14 protein-coding genes are annotated in these 15399 nt (G+C 66.3%); 1 reads left to right on the plus strand and 13 read right to left on the minus strand.

Annotation, left to right across the window (positions count from 1 at the left end; all coding sequences use genetic code 11):
- Positions 1 to 140 precede the first annotated feature (140 nt).
- The 9 genes from ASE31_RS01480 to ASE31_RS01515 all read right to left on the minus strand — a co-directional run bounded on the left by ASE31_RS01480 (position 141) and on the right by ASE31_RS01515 (position 7801).
- Positions 141 to 479: a tetratricopeptide repeat protein gene (locus tag ASE31_RS01480; protein ID WP_057199786.1), complete on the minus strand. Its 339-nt coding sequence runs from the start codon at positions 477 to 479 to the stop codon at positions 141 to 143.
- Between the two features lie 81 nt (positions 480 to 560).
- Positions 561 to 1925 carry an MATE family efflux transporter gene (locus ASE31_RS01485; RefSeq protein ID WP_057199777.1) on the minus strand — a complete coding sequence of 455 codons (1365 nt, stop codon included), beginning with the start codon at positions 1923 to 1925 and terminating at the stop codon, positions 561 to 563.
- A gap of 249 nt (positions 1926 to 2174) precedes the next feature.
- Complete coding sequence (locus ASE31_RS01490) at positions 2175 to 2600, minus strand: type II toxin-antitoxin system VapC family toxin (RefSeq protein WP_057199778.1); 426 nt, start codon at positions 2598 to 2600, stop codon at positions 2175 to 2177.
- Between the two features lie 92 nt (positions 2601 to 2692).
- Positions 2693 to 2911 carry a type II toxin-antitoxin system Phd/YefM family antitoxin gene (locus tag ASE31_RS33060; protein ID WP_157412306.1) on the minus strand — a complete coding sequence of 73 codons (219 nt, stop codon included), beginning with the start codon at positions 2909 to 2911 and terminating at the stop codon, positions 2693 to 2695.
- Positions 2912 to 3055: 144 nt separating this feature from the next.
- Positions 3056 to 3679, minus strand: a complete 624-nt coding sequence (locus tag ASE31_RS01495; protein ID WP_057199779.1) for a hypothetical protein — start codon at positions 3677 to 3679, stop codon at positions 3056 to 3058.
- A gap of 201 nt (positions 3680 to 3880) precedes the next feature.
- A complete protein-coding gene (gene fusA, locus ASE31_RS01500; protein WP_057199780.1) occupies positions 3881 to 5929 on the minus strand; it encodes an elongation factor G in 2049 nt (682 codons plus the stop codon).
- 490 nt (positions 5930 to 6419) lie between these two features.
- Positions 6420 to 6719 (minus strand): hypothetical protein, encoded by a 300-nt coding sequence (locus tag ASE31_RS01505; protein ID WP_157412307.1) that lies wholly within the window; start codon positions 6717 to 6719, stop codon positions 6420 to 6422.
- Between the two features lie 105 nt (positions 6720 to 6824).
- Positions 6825 to 7361: a GNAT family N-acetyltransferase gene (locus ASE31_RS01510; RefSeq protein ID WP_369819429.1), complete on the minus strand. Its 537-nt coding sequence runs from the start codon at positions 7359 to 7361 to the stop codon at positions 6825 to 6827.
- A gap of 38 nt (positions 7362 to 7399) precedes the next feature.
- Positions 7400 to 7801 carry a hypothetical protein gene (locus ASE31_RS01515; protein WP_057199782.1) on the minus strand — a complete coding sequence of 134 codons (402 nt, stop codon included), beginning with the start codon at positions 7799 to 7801 and terminating at the stop codon, positions 7400 to 7402.
- Positions 7802 to 8029: 228 nt separating this feature from the next.
- On the opposite strand from ASE31_RS01515, the gene ASE31_RS01520 reads away from it, so the two are divergent.
- The gene (locus ASE31_RS01520) at positions 8030 to 8773 is read left to right on the plus strand and encodes a TerC family protein (RefSeq protein ID WP_057199788.1); all 744 of its coding nucleotides are present in this window, start codon (positions 8030 to 8032) and stop codon (positions 8771 to 8773) included.
- A 51-nt stretch (positions 8774 to 8824) separates the two neighbouring features.
- On the opposite strand, the gene ASE31_RS01525 is transcribed toward ASE31_RS01520, so the two are convergent.
- The 4 genes from ASE31_RS01525 to ASE31_RS32020 form a co-directional block, all read right to left on the minus strand.
- The gene (locus tag ASE31_RS01525) at positions 8825 to 9823 is read right to left on the minus strand and encodes a J domain-containing protein (protein WP_162261367.1); all 999 of its coding nucleotides are present in this window, start codon (positions 9821 to 9823) and stop codon (positions 8825 to 8827) included.
- A 385-nt stretch (positions 9824 to 10208) separates the two neighbouring features.
- On the minus strand, positions 10209 to 10613 hold the full coding sequence (locus tag ASE31_RS01530; RefSeq protein WP_057199784.1) for a DUF4345 domain-containing protein: 405 nt from the start codon (positions 10611 to 10613) through the stop codon (positions 10209 to 10211).
- Between the two features lie 129 nt (positions 10614 to 10742).
- Positions 10743 to 14966, minus strand: a complete 4224-nt coding sequence (locus ASE31_RS01535) for a DUF4347 domain-containing protein (RefSeq protein WP_162261368.1) — start codon at positions 14964 to 14966, stop codon at positions 10743 to 10745.
- Between the two features lie 226 nt (positions 14967 to 15192).
- On the minus strand, positions 15193 to 15399 hold a 207-nt coding region (locus tag ASE31_RS32020; RefSeq protein WP_369819430.1), incomplete at its 5' end, for a hypothetical protein.

Genomic DNA, 15399 nt, shown 5'->3' on the forward strand with positions numbered 1-15399 from the left:
GAGGCTGAGAGTCTTTCGTCCATGCCCGCTTTGCACGCCAAAACACCCCGGCTCGTCGTTGCAAATGCTCACCATAGCCCGAGCTATGGCTGCGCTTTGCGCCTAGATCCAGGGCGTTGTGGCACGCCTTTCGGGCACGGTCAAAAACTCCCAGCCTCTGAGGGCTGGTCTGAGCGCTGCAGGCGGCGCAGGAACACCTGCATCTCCTTGCGGGCCTGGTGATCACCCTTGCGTTCGGCCACGGCCATGCCCTGGGTCCAGGCGTCCTGTGCGGCCTCGGTGTTGGCGTTGAGCGCGTGGGCCTTGCCCAGCAGCTTCCACGCGGCGGAGTAGTCTGGAGACCATTGCAGGCACCGCTGAAGGTGGGCGATGGCTGTGCCAGCGTCGTTCATCTTCAGGTAGTGCGATGCCAGCGTGAACCTGAGCACGGCGTTGTCTACCCCGCGCTGGAGCAGGGCTTCGAGGGGTTGGATGTGCATGGTGCAGGGGCCTTGGTAGTTGCATTGCCCGTGTTTGTAAAACATCAACTGCACTTGAGGTCAAGCAGACCCGCTGGTCCCCTACACCAGCCGCGTGATCGGCCGCTTGCGCCACACGGCGTAGAAGTAGGTCGCCTGCAGCACCAGCGCGCACAGGTAGGTCAGCGGGTAGCTGGCCCATATGCCCTGCAGGCCCAGCACCTGCTGCAGGGCATAGGCCAGCGGCACCAGCAAAAAGGCCAGGCACGACAGCGAGATCGTGGTGGGCACGCGCACCGTGCCCGCCGACCGCATGACGCCGGTGAACACGCTGGCCATGCCGAAGGCGAGGCTGCCCCATACGGTGATGCGCAGCACCGTGGCGGCCAGGCCCACCACGGCCGGGTCGCTGGTGAACAGGCGGGTTGCCAGCGGAGAGGCTGCCGCCACGATGCAGGCCAAGCCGCCAGTCAGGCCCAGGTTCATCCACAGCCCCACCCGCGTGACGCGGCGCACCTCGTCGGGGTTGTTGGCACCAATGGCCTGCGCCGCAAAGACCGAGGCCGCGATGGCAATCGACATGGCGGGCATCTGCACATAGGCCATCACCTGGTTCACCGTGCCCCAGGCTGCCGTGGCCTGCCACCCGTAGCTGTTGACCAGCCGGAGCAAGAGCACATCGGCCAGCGAGCTGGTGATGAAGAACAGCCCGGTGGGCACGCCCAGCCGCGCCACGGTGCGCAACGAGGGCACATCCCAGCGCAGGTGCGGCCGCAGGTGTCTGAGGGCCAGCAGGTGGTCCTTGCGATGCAGGTGCCAAGCCAACCAGGCCACCGCAACGCCGTTGCCTATCAAACTGGCCCAGCCGGCACTGGCCGTGCCCAGCTGCGGCAGCCCCAGCCAGCCCAGGATGAAGGCCGGCGTGAGCAGCATCCACAGGCCCGAGGCCAGCACCAGCACGCGCAGCGGCGTGGTCGTGTCACTCAGGCCGCGCAGCAAGGCAGCGGCCAATTGGTGCACGAACAGCACCGGCATCGCCAGGAACAGGATGCGCGCATAGGCAACTGCCTCCGGCAGCACATCGTCTGCCGTGCCCAGTGCGCGCAGCAGATCGCCAATGACCGTGGCGCCCAGCACCCCCACCACGCAGCCCAGGGCCAGGCCGCCGACCAGCACGGCGCCGGCTACCCGGCGCACCTTGTCCGGGTCGCGCGCCCCCCAGGCCTGGCCGACCAGCACAGACGAGCCCGCGCCCAGCCCGATGACGAAGGCGATGCAGCACATGAACAACGGGAAGAAGCTGACCGCAGCGGCCAGAGCGCGCGCGCCCAGCAGTTGCCCCAGGCAAATGACGATCACCGTGCCGCCGAGCGCCTGGAGCAGGTTGGTGGCGAGCAGGGGGCCGAGGAAGCAGAGGAAACGGTGGGGGAGGGTGGTGGTGGTCGGGGTTGCGCTGTCTGCTTGCATGGGAGGGCCATGGTAGGGACATGCCGGGCCGGCGACAAGCGGTGGCGCGGGAACGCAACACGGAGGCCAGCGCTATAGCGACCACAGTGAGACGATTGCGCTGCTGTTGGCGGGAGTGCAGTTTGTAGAAATGCTGCGAGTGCAATCAATCACTGGCTTGATGGCACGAAGGCAGTGCCGGCGTGAGCTGGTGGTTCTGCGCTCGTTTTGCACCATCAGATAGGGTACTTTGCTATTGCGAATTCACCTTCAATTCACCCAAGGATTGCCCAGTGAAACGCCTGTCTTGTCATACCCGCCGGTATCCCGGGTCACGACGGACAGGCCATGGTGCAAGGCGGTGGCTGCAATGATGGGGTCCGGCTGCGGAAAGGTGTGGCCCGCTTTGCGATTTTCCTCGACCAGGAGTCTCCATCGAAGCATGGCATCCTCGCTGACCGGCAGCAACCGGTTCTCGAACATCGGACGCAGTTCGAGGTTCAGCCAATCCGTCAGGACCGAACGCTTGTGAAGGTCGTCGATCCGCTCGATGCCGAAACGGATTTCGGCGAAGGTGACGGAGCTGACGAAAAGGCTTTCAAGCGCTTGGGCGCTGACGAAGGCGACCACCCGGGGTTCCGGGCGGGGACGCCGCAACTCGGGCAGGATGTTCGTGTCGAGCAGGAAGCCCTTCACAGCTCCACGTCCCGAACGGGTGCGGCCACGGGTGGTGCCAGCGCAAGCTCGATGTTCTGGTGGGGCGAGGCCTGAAGGGCATCGACCAATGCCTAGCCGGTCCGCGCACCCTGCAGGCGCCGAAAGTCCTCCACCGCAATGACGACGACTTCATCCCGCCCATGGATGGTCACATGCTGGGGACCCTCGCTGCGCACGCGTCGCACCAGCTCGCTGAAGCGTGCTTTCGCATCCTGAAGCAGCCAGTGCCCCGGAGGCGGGGCCGGGCGCCTGGCGGAAGGTGGGCCATCGGGCTCGTTGAATCTGGTCATTCTGACCAAAATATCATCCGCCCCGTTGCACGGCAAGGAAAATCGGCCCCGCGCCGCTCCAACGCAGCAGCAGTCACGCACTCTTTTTGGCTTTTCAGTTTCGACAGTTCCTCTGGGGTCGCGTCGCCTTCATGGGCCTGCAACTCAGCCGTTGTGCGAGAAGATGATCAATCCCATAGAAGGAACGAGCACCAGATCGTGCTCGGGGCCGGTGGTGAAGAAGGCGCCTTCCTTGTCAACGAGTCGCTGTGCCTGCTGCAGCAAAGCGGGCGCATTTTTCACGCAGTGGGCACCGCGAAAGAGGTCCTCTTTCTTCGCAGCCGGGGTGGCTGTCCACGGCTGGTACTGGTAGTAGGGCGTGCCGACCCGACCCAGGCGAGCCGATTCCAGGTAGGTCAACCCTCCGCGGTGAATCCTCGCAATGCTCTCGTCGGAAAGACGGAAGATGGCCACACCGCAGCCCTCGCGAAAACCAGAGATCTCATCGTGGTAGAGGGTGTCAAGCAGTTCGAACTGCGGTGGGATCGCCTTGCGGTACATCTGCACCTGCAGATAGTCGCACCCTCGCATGGGCAGCAGAATCAACAGGCAGAGGGCGCAAGCGGCTGACCCAAGACGCAGTGCTGCAGCCGGAGGTCGGCGTTGAAACAGCAGGTAGGCCACTGACCCGAGGGCGTATGCGATCCCCTTTGCCGTGAAGAAGACCGCCACTCCCAAAAGCGCCAGACAGAACAAGCCGAAGCCAACAGCCATGATGACGATACCCATTGCCAACCTTCACGAGTTTCAGAATTGCGCGCAAGTGTTGACGCGCTGTGTGAGCTGAGCATGAAGTCTGTGAGGACCATGTGATCTTCTGGCGGAATGCGGCCATGCATGCTCTTCGCAAGAAAGAAAAGGGGCGCAGACTCCCGTCCACGCCCCTCCCGTCTTTGCGCTGCCAGGCAATCAAGCCCGGCTCAGTTCACTTCACTGAACCAGCGCAGCCATCGCCCCCGCAGGCACCACCCCGTAGTGGTCCAGCTGCATCGAGTACTGCGCACGCCCCGAAGACAGCGCACGCAAACTGCCGATGTAGCCGAACATCTCCTTCAGCGGTACCTCGGCCTCGACCGTGGCGGCGTTGCCGCGTTGGCCCTGGCCGCGCACCACGCCGCGGCGGCGGTTCAGGTCGCCGATGGCATCGCCCAGGTAGTCGGCCGGGGTGATGACCTCGACGGCCATCACGGGTTCGAGCACCTGGGGCGCGGCCTTGGCGAACGCCTCGCGGAAGGCGGCCATGGCCGCCAGCTCGAAGGCCAGCGTGGACGAGTCGCGCTCATGGAAGCTGCCATCCACCAGCGTGGCCACAAAGTCCACGGCGGGGAAGCCCGCGACCACACCCGTGAGGGCGGCGCGGCGGATGCCGGCCTCCACTGCGGGGATGAACTCGCGCGGCACGGCGCCGCCGACGATGCGGTTCTCGAACTGGATGCCTTCGCCCCGGGGCAGGGGGGCGAGCAGCAGCCTCACCTCGGCGAACTGGCCGGGGCCGCCCGTTTGCTTCTTGTGCACATGGTGTACCTCCACACTCTTCGAAATGGTTTCGCGATAAGCCACCTGGGGGCGGCCGACCGACACGTTGACGCCGTGGCGTGCGCGCAGCTTCTCGATCGAGACTTCGAGCTGCAGCTCGCCCATGCCGGACAGAATGGTCTGGCCGGATTCGGCGTCGTGCTGCAGCCGCAGGCTCGGGTCCTCGCGCAGCAGGGACTGCAGGGCCTTGGACAGGCCTTGCTGGTCCGCGCTCGCCTTGGGCTCGATGGCCACGTGGATCACCGGCTCGGGCACGCTAATCTGCTCCAGCACCACGGGGTGGCCCGGGTCGCTCAGGGTGTGCCCGGTCAGCGTGTCCTTGAGGCCCACGACGGCGGCGATGTCACCGGCCACCAGCTCGTCGCGCTCGATGTGCTTGTCGGCATGCACTTCGTACAGGCGCGAAACGCGCTCGGTCTTGCCCGTGCTGGTGTTGAGCACCACGTCGCCCCGGCCCAGCCGGCCGCTGTACACGCGCACGAACACCTTGGCGCCATGGTCGTCGGTGACGACCTTGAACGCCAGGGCAGCGAACGGGTCGGCGGCAGAAGCCGGCTTCTCGCTGCCTTCGCGCACGATGTCGTCCGGCGAGGGCAGGTAGTCCACCACGGCGTCGAGCAAGGGCTCCACGCCGCGGTTCTTGAAGGCCGAGCCGGCGAGCGCGGGCACGAAGGCGCCGGCCAGCACACCCTTGCGGATGGCGGCGCGCAGCACGTCGCCGGCGATCTCTTCGCCGTTCACGTAGGCCTGCAGGGAGGCTTCGTCCTGCTCCACTGCCGCTTCGACCAGGCGGGCGCGGCTGCGCACGGCTTGCTCAAGCAGGTCGGCGGGCACGTCGGCTTCGCGGTAGGGCGCACTCGCGTCGTCCTGGTCCCAGATGCGGGCGCGCAGGCTCAGCAGGTCCACCACGCCACGGAAGTCGCCTTCCGCGCCGATGGGGATCTGCAGCGGCACCACGCGCACGCCCAGGCGTTCTTCCATCATGGCCACCACGCGCTGGAAGTCGGCACCCACGCGGTCGAGCTTGTTGATGAAGGCGATGCGCGGCACGCGGTACTTGTCGGCCAGGCGCCAGTTGGTCTCGGTCTGCGGCTCCACGCCGGCCACGCCGTCGAACACGACGACCGCACCATCGAGCACGCGCAGCGAGCGGTTCACCTCGATGTTGAAGTCGATGTGGCCGGGTGTGTCGATCAGGTTGAGCTGCGTGCCCTTCCAGTGCACGGTGACGGCCGCGCTGTTGATGGTGATGCCGCGCTTTTGCTCCTGCGGGTCGAAGTCCATGTGCGCCGTGCCGTTGTGCACTTCGCCGATGCGGTGGCTTTCGCCGGTGTAGAACAGGATGCGTTCGGTGGTCGTGGTCTTGCCCGCGTCGACGTGGGCGATGACACCGAGGTTGCGCAGTTGCGCGTTGCTGTTGGGGGTGCGTGAATTCTTGGTCATGGCGAATCTTTCGGTCTTTCTTGCGGCTGCACTCGGCTCTGCGAGCAGTTGCCGCCTGGTTGGCATTGCGCCAGCCCAGGCATCACAAAAAAGGATTCGCCTGGGGGCTAGCGTCGATGGGAATTGCTGGTGCTGTCGCCGGAGCCCGGGCGCACGGGGCTCATGCTCCGGCGGTCGGGAATCGTGGCGATCAACTTGTCGTAGGTACGCATGGGTTGAGAAGTGAGTGAGTAGTCTGAAAACAAAAAACCCCGGGAGGGACGAAGCCTGCCGGGGTTGTTGGGTCCGGAAGGCGCACAGCCCTCCGACACGCGATCGAGGGGCGCAACTAGGTGGCGAACGATGCCTTGATCACGTTGGTGAGGATTTTCATAATGGGTGGATTATCCGCGCGGTGCACAAAGCTTGCAAGCGGCCTTGCCTATCGCGCCGATAGCGTAAGACCCGGCAGACCGGTGGGCCCCGGGAGGCGACCAGTGGCGCGTGCCCATCATGGCTCGCGCACCAACCGGTGGTACCGCCAGACCCCCCAGATCGCGCCGACGGTGAGGCCTATCCCTATGCTCCAGCCCGCCGGAACACCGAATGCGAACGTCAGGACGAACATCAGGCCGGCACTGACCAGCGCGATGAAAAACAGCGTGACGAAATCGAAGCGCGCGACTTCGATTGTGTCTTCCATGGCGCTGCGCTCCCGGTGGCCCTGCGCGCGGCGCTGGCCCCGGAACAGCAGGACATCCACCACGAACTCGAAGAAACCGATGACGATATCGGCGAGGGTACTGAACATGGGTTGCTCCATTGGCGGCGCAAGCTGAGCGCACGGTCGGCAGGGGCGGCCATCGTAGTCCTTTACCCCATTGACCGCAGGCGGACTGGGGCCTTGCACGCCGGCCTACCTGGCCACGATGGCCCAGCGCTCGTGGTCGCGCCAGCGGCCGCCGATCTTGAGGTACTTTGGCGAGTAGCCTTCTTGCGTGAACCCGCAGGACCGCACCAGTGCCAGCGAGGCGGCGTTGCCAGGCTGGATGTTGGCCTCCAGCCGGTGCAGCTTGAGCGTGCGAAAGGCATGCCGAACGGCCAGGGTGAGCCCTTCGCGCATCAGGCCCTGGCGCTCGTAACCCGCAAAGGCGTAGTAGCCGAGGTAGCCGCTGCAGAACGGTCCCATCACCATGTTGGTGATGTTGACCACGCCCGCCAGCTCCAGCGAGCCGGCGCCTTGCCGCACGACCAGCAGGCCGCAGTTGCCGGGCGTCTGCATGCGTGCCACGTAGGCAGTGAACTGCTCGGTTGTGGCGGGCGGTGATGTCCACGGGCGGTGCAGTGCCCGGCTGGCGCGCACGGCGGCAAGGAATGCGGGTTGGTGCATGGCCTGCACGGGCAGCAGGTGCACGCGGGCGGCGGTGGCTGGTGGTTTGCGGCGGGTGGTCACCTAGGGATTGTGACCCCGCCGCATGCCTTCCCTCAGGTTCAGAACTTGGTGGCCTTGATGTCCGCCTTGGCCTTGTCGTAGTCGGCCTTGGCCTGCTTCTCGCAGGCGTTCTTGGCATCACCCGTCTGGTCGTCGCACTTTTCCTTGGCGACATCGTGCGCGCCTTCGGCCTTGGCTTCGGCCACCTTGCGTGCATGGGCGGGGCTGGGCTTGTACTGCTGCTCCAGCTCGGCCTTGGCGATCTTCTCCTTCGCCTCGGCTTCTTCTTCGCAGACATCCTTGGCGTTGGCCTTGAGGGTGTCGCACTGGACCTTCTGGGATTTGTAGTCGGCTTCGATCTTTGCCTTGGCGGCCTTGTGCTGGTCGGCGGTGAGGGCGTGGGCGCCGGAGCAGGCCAGGAGGCCCGATGCAATGACTGCTGCAATGACGTTGGTCTTCATGGTGAACCTCCTTGGATGAGAGACAGTGCACTGTCGCTGTGCTGGCGCCTGTGCCACGTAGGCCATCGCTGACGAAGAAGGTCGGACGGGCCCATGGCCCGAAGCGCCTGGTCGGCCGGGCCAGCCTAAGAGGACGAAAGCCATGGTGCAAACGCTCTCGCCAAGCATGGTGCGTTTTCATCGGAGTTCATGGATGATGGAGAGACCCCGCCCAATGCCGAACTCGCCATGAATTACCTGCAAACGCTCGTTTCCGATCCCGCTGCCTGGGTGGCCTTGCTCACGCTGATAGCGATGGAGGTGGTGCTGGGTATAGACAACCTGATCTTCATTTCGATCCTCACCAACAAGCTGCCGGAGAAGGACCGTGCCCGGGCGCGCAACATAGGAATCGGCGCTGCATTGGTGATGCGGCTGGCGCTGCTGGGGACCATCGCGTTCATCGTTGGGCTGACCGCAACGGTGTTCACCGTCTTCGGCAAGGGGTTCTCCTGGCGCGACATGATCCTCATCGCGGGCGGGCTCTTCCTGGTGTGGAAGGCGACCAAGGAGATCCACCACAGTGTGGACCCGGACCCCGGGCCGGATGTGTTCACGCCCCAGAGCGTGGGGCTGACGGTGCCGGCCGCCATCGGGCAGATCCTGCTGCTGGACCTGGTGTTCTCCATCGACAGCATCATCACCGCCGTGGGCATGACGGAGCACATTCCCATCATGGTGGTGGCGATCCTAGTCACTGTCGGGGTGATGCTGTTCGCCGCCACGCCGCTGGCCAATTTCATCCAGGCCAACCCGACCATCGTGATGCTGGCGCTGGGCTTTCTGCTGCTGATCGGCACCACGCTGATCGCAGAGGGCTTTGGCGCTGCCATCCCCAAGGGCTATATCTACGCGGCCATGGCGTTCTCGGCGCTGGTCGAGCTGCTCAACATGTTTTCGCGCCGCGCCAGGCAGCGCAATGCGTCCCGATGAGGGCGCCTGCGGCGGCATGCGCGCCCCCGCAGCGTCAGTTTGCCCCGCCCCTCAGAAGAAATCCGCCTCTGCCAGCTGCAGCGCACGCGGGTTGCCCTGGGGCTGCTTGTGCAGCGCCACGGTGGGGCCGGTGTCGCTGCTCGCGTTGCCCTGCTGATCCGTTGGTGCGCCGGCTTCCTGCACGGCCACGGCACTTGAGCGGGCGAGGGCGCCGGTGGCCAGGTTGCGGTAGCGCACTTCGTAGCGGCCGGCGCTGAGCTGCTCCACGGCGAAGCGGCGGAAGGCGGGCACGTACAGGTGGCGCACGGCCTGGGGCTGCATGCCGTCCAGCGACACCAGTTTGACGAACATGTCGCAATCGTTGTGGCTGTTGTCCACGGTCAGGCGTGCCGCCCCATCGGTGTTCAGCTGCGGGTAGCTGGCGAGGTAGCCGGCACTGGCGGGCCAGGGCTGGCCATTGGGGTCGGTGGCGGGGCGGTTGTAGCGCGGCACAAAGAACACGGGCACCGCGAACCCGCGCAGCGGCCCGGATGCTGCGGCGCCGATGTCGTTGTCATCGCCCAGAAAGGGCCGGGGTACCAGGGTGACCAAGGCCAGGCAGGCCACCACGGCGCCCAGGGCGTACAGGCTCCAGTTGCGCTGCAGGTGCTGCGCCAGGGCGCTGGTGGCGGGCGCATGCGCCCGGTTGCGGCGGCGGCGATGGCGGTTGCTGCCCCCGTTGATGCTGCTGCCCGATTGCAGCCCATGCGCCGTGGCGTGGCTGTAGCGCGGCGTCTCGCTGTGCATCCACAGGGGCTGGATGGAGGGGGGCGCTGTATCCACCTCATCGTTCTGGTCCACCCACAGGTCGTGCAGTGCGCGCTGGTGGGGGTTGGACAGCACGGCGTACGAGGTGTCGATGATGGCCATCTTGCGCGCGGCCTGGGGGTCGCCCGCGCTGTGCCCGGGGCCAAACCTGCGCACCATGGCCTGGTAGGCAGCATCGATCGCCGCCGGCGACGCATCGCGCGCCACCTTCAGGTTGTCGTAATGGGTGTGCAGCGTAGTCACGCGGGTGGCCATTGGGGGTGAAGCATTCGCCGACCGTACCGGGGTTGGTGATATGAAACCACATGTTACATCGACCGCTGTCTGTAATCCAGAGGACGCGCCTTGCAAATGCGGGCGGTGGTGATCTTCGTCACGCGAAGGCACGTGACAGCGTATGTGCCTGCGTGCATAGGTTGCTTGCCGTTGGCTTGGCCCCGGTGTCAGCCGAAGACAGCCATGCCTTCGGCCCAGATGGTGTGGCCGGGGTGGTGCTCTGCGATGGTGAGCACGGCACCCGCCATGGCATCTGTGTCGCCGGGGTCGATGGTGTAGCTGAAGGTGCTGACGTTGGCTCCCTTGAGTTGGGGGCCAAGCTGCTCCTCGTGGACCGCAGCGGCGCGCTCGTTCAGGCCGACGGCCTGGGGTTTCGGTGTGCCAGGGCCAGGATGATGGGCACGACCAGCTCGGGCACCAGGTAGCCGATCCAGGCAGCAGCCGGCTCGGGCAGGCCCACCTGGCTCATCGAGACCAGGCGTCCCACGGCGGCCATGGCCACGCCCAGAGCGATCAGGTACACCAGCGTGCCCTGCTGGCGGATGGTGACGGCGGCCCATGCCGCGATGAAGCCCATCGACAGGTACACGCCCGCCATGAAGCGGTGTACGTTGTCCAGCCGGGGTGTGCTGTCGGGCTGGCCGAGGAACATCTGCAGCGTGCCGCCGAAGATGGAGATGGCGGCGACGAGGAAGAGGCAGACCTGCACCACGCGCTGGCGGCCGGTGATGGGGGATTGCGGTGGGCTGGATGGCATGGCGGTTCCCGGTGGATGGGCCGAGGCGCATGCCAGGGTTGCTGCATGCTAACGCCGGGGCGACCAGTTTGGCAAAGCATGTTTGGCATGCATTGGTCCACTGAATCCGAGAGTCAGGTCCCTTCGCCCTCAGGCGAATTCAAGCCCCTTGCTCGTGAGGCCCACCAGGTCGATGCGCACGGCCGTAGCATCCAGGTTGGCCGCCATCACCACTACCTCATTGAACGAAACCCCGCTGGCCATCAGGTCGGTGATCAGCTTGAGCTCGGCCTGCGTGCCCGCGCGGCCCACCACGTTGGTCCACAAGAGCTGCGCGACTTGGTTGGGCGTTTGCACGCCCAAGGCCTGCAGGCCGATGCCTGCGATGGTCTGGCTGGTGGCGCCAGCGTCCAGCAGGCGGATCACCTCGCCCACCACGCCCTTGTTGGTCAGCAGTGCTGGGCCGCCCAGGGCACCGAGCAGCTTGGCTGCCTGGCCGGCGTTGCCGGCGAGGTCCAGCGCCAGCTTGGTGTCGCTGAAAGTGACGCGTTCGACCTGCGTCACATCGAGCATGGCCCCATCGGTCAGGCGCTGCAGCGTGTAGTTGCCATTGCCATTGGCCTGCACATGGGTCTGGCCCAGTGTGGCAGGGATCACCACCGTGTCGGTGCCTGCACCGCCTTCCACATAACGGGCCAGGCCCAATGTGGGGCTGATGGTGTTGTTGCCCGCATTGCCCGTGACGGTGACCTCGCGGATGGCATCCACGCGCACGGCGCCTGCGGCGTTCATGCCGTCGAGCAACTGCGCTGGCGTCTTGCCAGCGCTTTGCTGCGGGAAGAACTGGGCAAACAAGGTGGCCACCTCCAGCGCCGACGTGCTGGTGAAGGGCTGGATGACGGCACCCTCGCCTTGCGTGAGATCGCGCCCCAGCCACTTCTGGAACAGGTAGGCGGCAGCCTCCTCGGCGGCGCTGTGCGCCACGGTGAGGCTTGGGCCCGCCGCAAAGCGCACCTGCTCCACATCCACCAGCCAGTCGGAGACGCCCGAGGCGGTATGGGTCAGCTTGATGCCATTGGCTTCGAGCACCACCGTGTAATCTGCGCGCGCGCCTTCCTGCACGGCCACATCGAAGCCCGTGCCGCCATTGAGTTTGTCGCTGCCCGTGCCACCCGAGAGCAGGTCGTTGCCTGCACCGCCGAAGACGATGTCGTCGCCCGCATCGCCGTAGACCTGGTCGTCCCCGGCCTCGCTGCCCACGGTGTCATTGCCGGCGCCGCCGTGGAGGGTGTCGTTGCCCGGGCCGAGCACGATCCACTGGGCGGCACTGTCGCCGACGGCCATGTTCGGGCCGGCACCGCCGATGGTGCGCACGGCACCGACGATGGCCACGAACTCCACGTTGTCCACCTGGATGACCGTGCCTGCGGGCAGGGCGCGTGCGTCGACGATGATGGCCTGCTTGCCGTCACCGGCCGCGGCGCCGCCGTTGATCACCAGCGGCACATTGGGGTTGAAGCCAGCGCCGGTGGTGGGCTTGATGGTCTGCACCACCAGCGATTCGCTGGCGCCCAGGGTGGCCAGGAAGTCCTGCGCCTGGGGGGCCAGATCGGAGTTGCTGCCCGCCGCAGAATCGATGCGCTTCAAGAGCTCGGCCTGTGCGGCCGAGCCCGTGGTGCCGACGGACTGCCCCACGGCCGTGAGGCCCATGCCCACGGGGATGCTGACGGACACCAGGGCGTGGCCGTCGGCGGCCTTGACGATGGGGATGTCGGCCAGCGGGCTGCCCGAGCCGGCCGTTTCGGGCCGGTTGCTGGCGACCACGGGCACCGTGGTGGTGGTGCCGTCAGGCGCCGTGGTGACGATGACAGGCGTTCCATCCACGGTGTTCGATGCAGGCGGCGTGCCCCCGACCGTGATCGCATTGCCGGTGAGGTCGGCGATCACCACGGTCGCATCGGCACCGGCGTTCCAGTCTTCGGCAAAGGCGATGTTGTAGGTGGTCCTGTCGGTGGCGCTGGTGCCGGTCTTGTCCAGCAATTGGTTCACGAAGGCCTTGTCGGAGGCGCTCAGCGTGAGGCTGAAGGTGGTGGCGCTGGTGGTGTCCACGTTGGCGGTGTCGGTCAGCACATAGGTGCCGCCGCCCTTGCCTGTGAAGGTGAGCTTGTTGGCCACGATGTCGTTGGCGGTGCCGGCCTTGCCCAACAGGTTGGTGCCCGTGACCACCAGCACCCCGGTGCCCACGTCGTAGGTGGCGCTGGTGACGGTGGGTACGGCGACGTTGCTCACGGTGATGGCATTGCCCGTGAGGTCGGCCACCACCGAGGCGGCATCGGCCCCGGCGGCCCAGTCCTCGCCGGCGGCCAGGTTGTAGGTGGTGCCACTGGTGGAGCCGGTGCCGTTCTTGTTGACCAGCAGGTTCAAGGCCGCACGGTCGGCCGTGCTGAGCGTCAGGGTGAAGGCGGTGGCGCTGGTGATCTCCACGTTGGCGGTTGTGGTCAGCGTGTACTGTGCGTCGCCCTCGCCGGTGAAGGTGAACTTGTTGGCGACGATGTCGTTGGCGGCCCCCGCCAGGGCGGTGAAGCCGGTGCCGGTGACCACCAGGGCGCCGCTGGTGGCGTTGTAGGTGGCGCTGGTGATGGTGGGCGCCGGCCCCGGGATGGATACCGTGATGGCATTGCCCGTGAGGTCGGCGATGTTGCCGCCTGTGACCACGCTGTTCCAGTCATCGGCTGCGGCCAGGTTGTAGACGGTGCCGCCCGTGGAGCTGCTTCCGACCTTGTTGAGCAGCGCCTCCACCGCGGCGATGTCGGCGCCCGAGAGGGTCACGGCAAAGCTGGTGGCCGACGTGACCTCGACGTTGGCCGAGGTGGACAGCACGCGGGTGGCGCCGCCTTCGCCGGTGAGGGTCAGCTTGTTGACTGTGACATCGTTGCTGGCCCCGTCGGCCTTGACCAGGTTGGTGCCCGTGACCGTGAGGACATGGGAGCTGGTGTTGTAGGTGGCGCTGGTGATGGTGGGGGCGGCCACGCCGGAGACGGCGACGGCGTTGCCGGTGGCATCGGCGGCGGCCGCCGACTGCCAGCCCGCCGCTGCTGCCAGGTTGAAGACGCTGGCGTCCACCGCCGCGACGCCGTTGCTGTTGAGCAGGCCGTTGACGTTGAGCATGTCCACCGCGTTGAGGGTGACCGAAAAGGCGGTGGCGCTGCTGGCGTTGACGTTGCTGCTGGTCAGCGTGTAGCTGGCGCCGCCCTGGCCGGCGAGGGCGAGCTTGCCGACATCGACATTGCCGCCGCCGGTGAGGTTGGTGCCGGTAACGGACAGAATCCCGGTCGATGCGTTGTAGGTGGCGCCGGTGATGGCGGCGATCGATACGACTGCTGGCTCGAAATCCAGGTCATCAAGGGCGAGGGAGAGGTTCGTTCCCGCGAAGGTGAAACCGGTGATGTTCTGGAAGCTGGTATTGGCCGAGGTATTGATGTTCTGCTGCAGGATGGTCGCGCCGCTGCTGGCGTAGGTCAGGGCCGATCCAACGTCGGGGGTGACGGTGATGTTGCCATCTGCCGCTGCACCGAAACTCAGGCCATTGAGCCGGAAGGCACTGCCGTCGGCAGCCTCGACCTTGATGCTGGAAATGCCCGAGACGTTGGTCCGGTCGAAGCGCAGAAAGTAGTCGCCCGCGTCGTTGCCGAGCGCCGACAGGGTGCTGTCGTTGGAAACCCGGTTGGTGTAGCTGCTGGTGCCCGTGATCGTGTACTTGATCCCATCCAGCGTGAAGCTGGCCGTGGAGAAGTTGGTGACGCCATTGGAGTCGTAATTTTCGTCGGCGGGCACGGCCAGCACTGCGGCATAGGAGGCAGGGCCCACCAGCGCGGGGGTTTGCACGGTGCCGTGCTGCCGCCCGAGCACCCAGTCGCCGCCCAGCTGCGGCGATCCGGTGAGCGTGGTGGATGCCGCCACGTTGGCCCCGAACAGGTCGGACAGCGTGCGCAGCAATGCGGCCCCTTGCCGGCCCGCGCCGGAGTGGCAGCCGTAGAGCAGCACGTCGCCATCGTCGGCAAGCGCGCTGCCCATGGCGCGCAGCAGGTCGGCATGCCCGGGCGCGTTGGCGGCATCCAGCACGGTGGTACCCCAGTGCAGACGGCCATGGCTGCCGTGGCTGAGCACATGCAGGGCGCCGATGCCGCTGCGCCCCTGCAGGTGCGCAGCCATCTGCGCCAGGCCGTCGCACATGCCGTCGAGCACCACGACCTCGGCGCCCTGCGGGGCCGCTGTCGCCAGCGCAGCCCCATCGTGCAGGTCGTTGAAGATGAAGACCACCTGCACGGGGCCGTGAGCGCTTGTGGGATGGGTGAGGTCGATAGGGTAGGCCATGCTGATTGCATCCTCGTTCTGGCGGCCAGGAGACCGCATGCCTGCGGCATCAGAGCTCCATGGGGGACCGGATACCTGCGCGGGCGTCCGGCTTGGGGGCGTGCGGCACAGCGGCATGGGCTGGAGAAGCCCAGGATGTGATCGGCCGCGACCATTCTTTCTACCAGAAAGCAAGCGGCAGGGCGATGTGTTTATTGTTTGGGGCGCTTTGGCGTCCCCGTCGCCATCAGGCGAACTCAATCCCCTTGGCCGCCAACCCCACCAGATCAATCCGCACCGCGTTCAGCTCCAGATTCGCAGCCATCACCGTCAGGTCGGAGGCTGATACCCCACCCGCCATGATGTCGGTCAGCAGCTTGAGTTCGCTGTCCGTACCCGCCCGGCCCACCACATTGGTCCACAGCGTCTGCGCAATCTGCGTAGGCGTACTCGC

This window comes from Acidovorax sp. Root217, assembly GCF_001428645.1.
Classification (GTDB): domain Bacteria; phylum Pseudomonadota; class Gammaproteobacteria; order Burkholderiales; family Burkholderiaceae_C; genus Acidovorax.

Bases quoted from the DNA above. Each gene is read 5' to 3' on its own strand.
- ASE31_RS01480 (WP_057199786.1), bottom strand. From the start codon at position 479: ATGCACATCCAACCCCTCGAAGCCCTGCTCCAGCGCGGGGTAGACAAC.
- ASE31_RS01485 (WP_057199777.1), bottom strand. From the start codon at position 1,925: ATGCAAGCAGACAGCGCAACCCCGACCACCACCACCCTCCCCCACCGT.
- ASE31_RS33060 (WP_157412306.1), bottom strand. From the start codon at position 2,911: ATGACCAGATTCAACGAGCCCGATGGCCCACCTTCCGCCAGGCGCCCG.
- ASE31_RS01495 (WP_057199779.1), bottom strand. From the start codon at position 3,679: ATGGGTATCGTCATCATGGCTGTTGGCTTCGGCTTGTTCTGTCTGGCG.
- fusA (WP_057199780.1), bottom strand. From the start codon at position 5,929: ATGACCAAGAATTCACGCACCCCCAACAGCAACGCGCAACTGCGCAAC.
- ASE31_RS01505 (WP_157412307.1), bottom strand. From the start codon at position 6,719: ATGTTCAGTACCCTCGCCGATATCGTCATCGGTTTCTTCGAGTTCGTG.
- ASE31_RS01515 (WP_057199782.1), bottom strand. From the start codon at position 7,801: ATGAAGACCAACGTCATTGCAGCAGTCATTGCATCGGGCCTCCTGGCC.
- ASE31_RS01520 (WP_057199788.1), top strand. From the start codon at position 8,030: ATGAATTACCTGCAAACGCTCGTTTCCGATCCCGCTGCCTGGGTGGCC.
- ASE31_RS01530 (WP_057199784.1), bottom strand. From the start codon at position 10,613: ATGCCATCCAGCCCACCGCAATCCCCCATCACCGGCCGCCAGCGCGTG.
- ASE31_RS01535 (WP_162261368.1), bottom strand. From the start codon at position 14,966: ATGGCCTACCCTATCGACCTCACCCATCCCACAAGCGCTCACGGCCCC.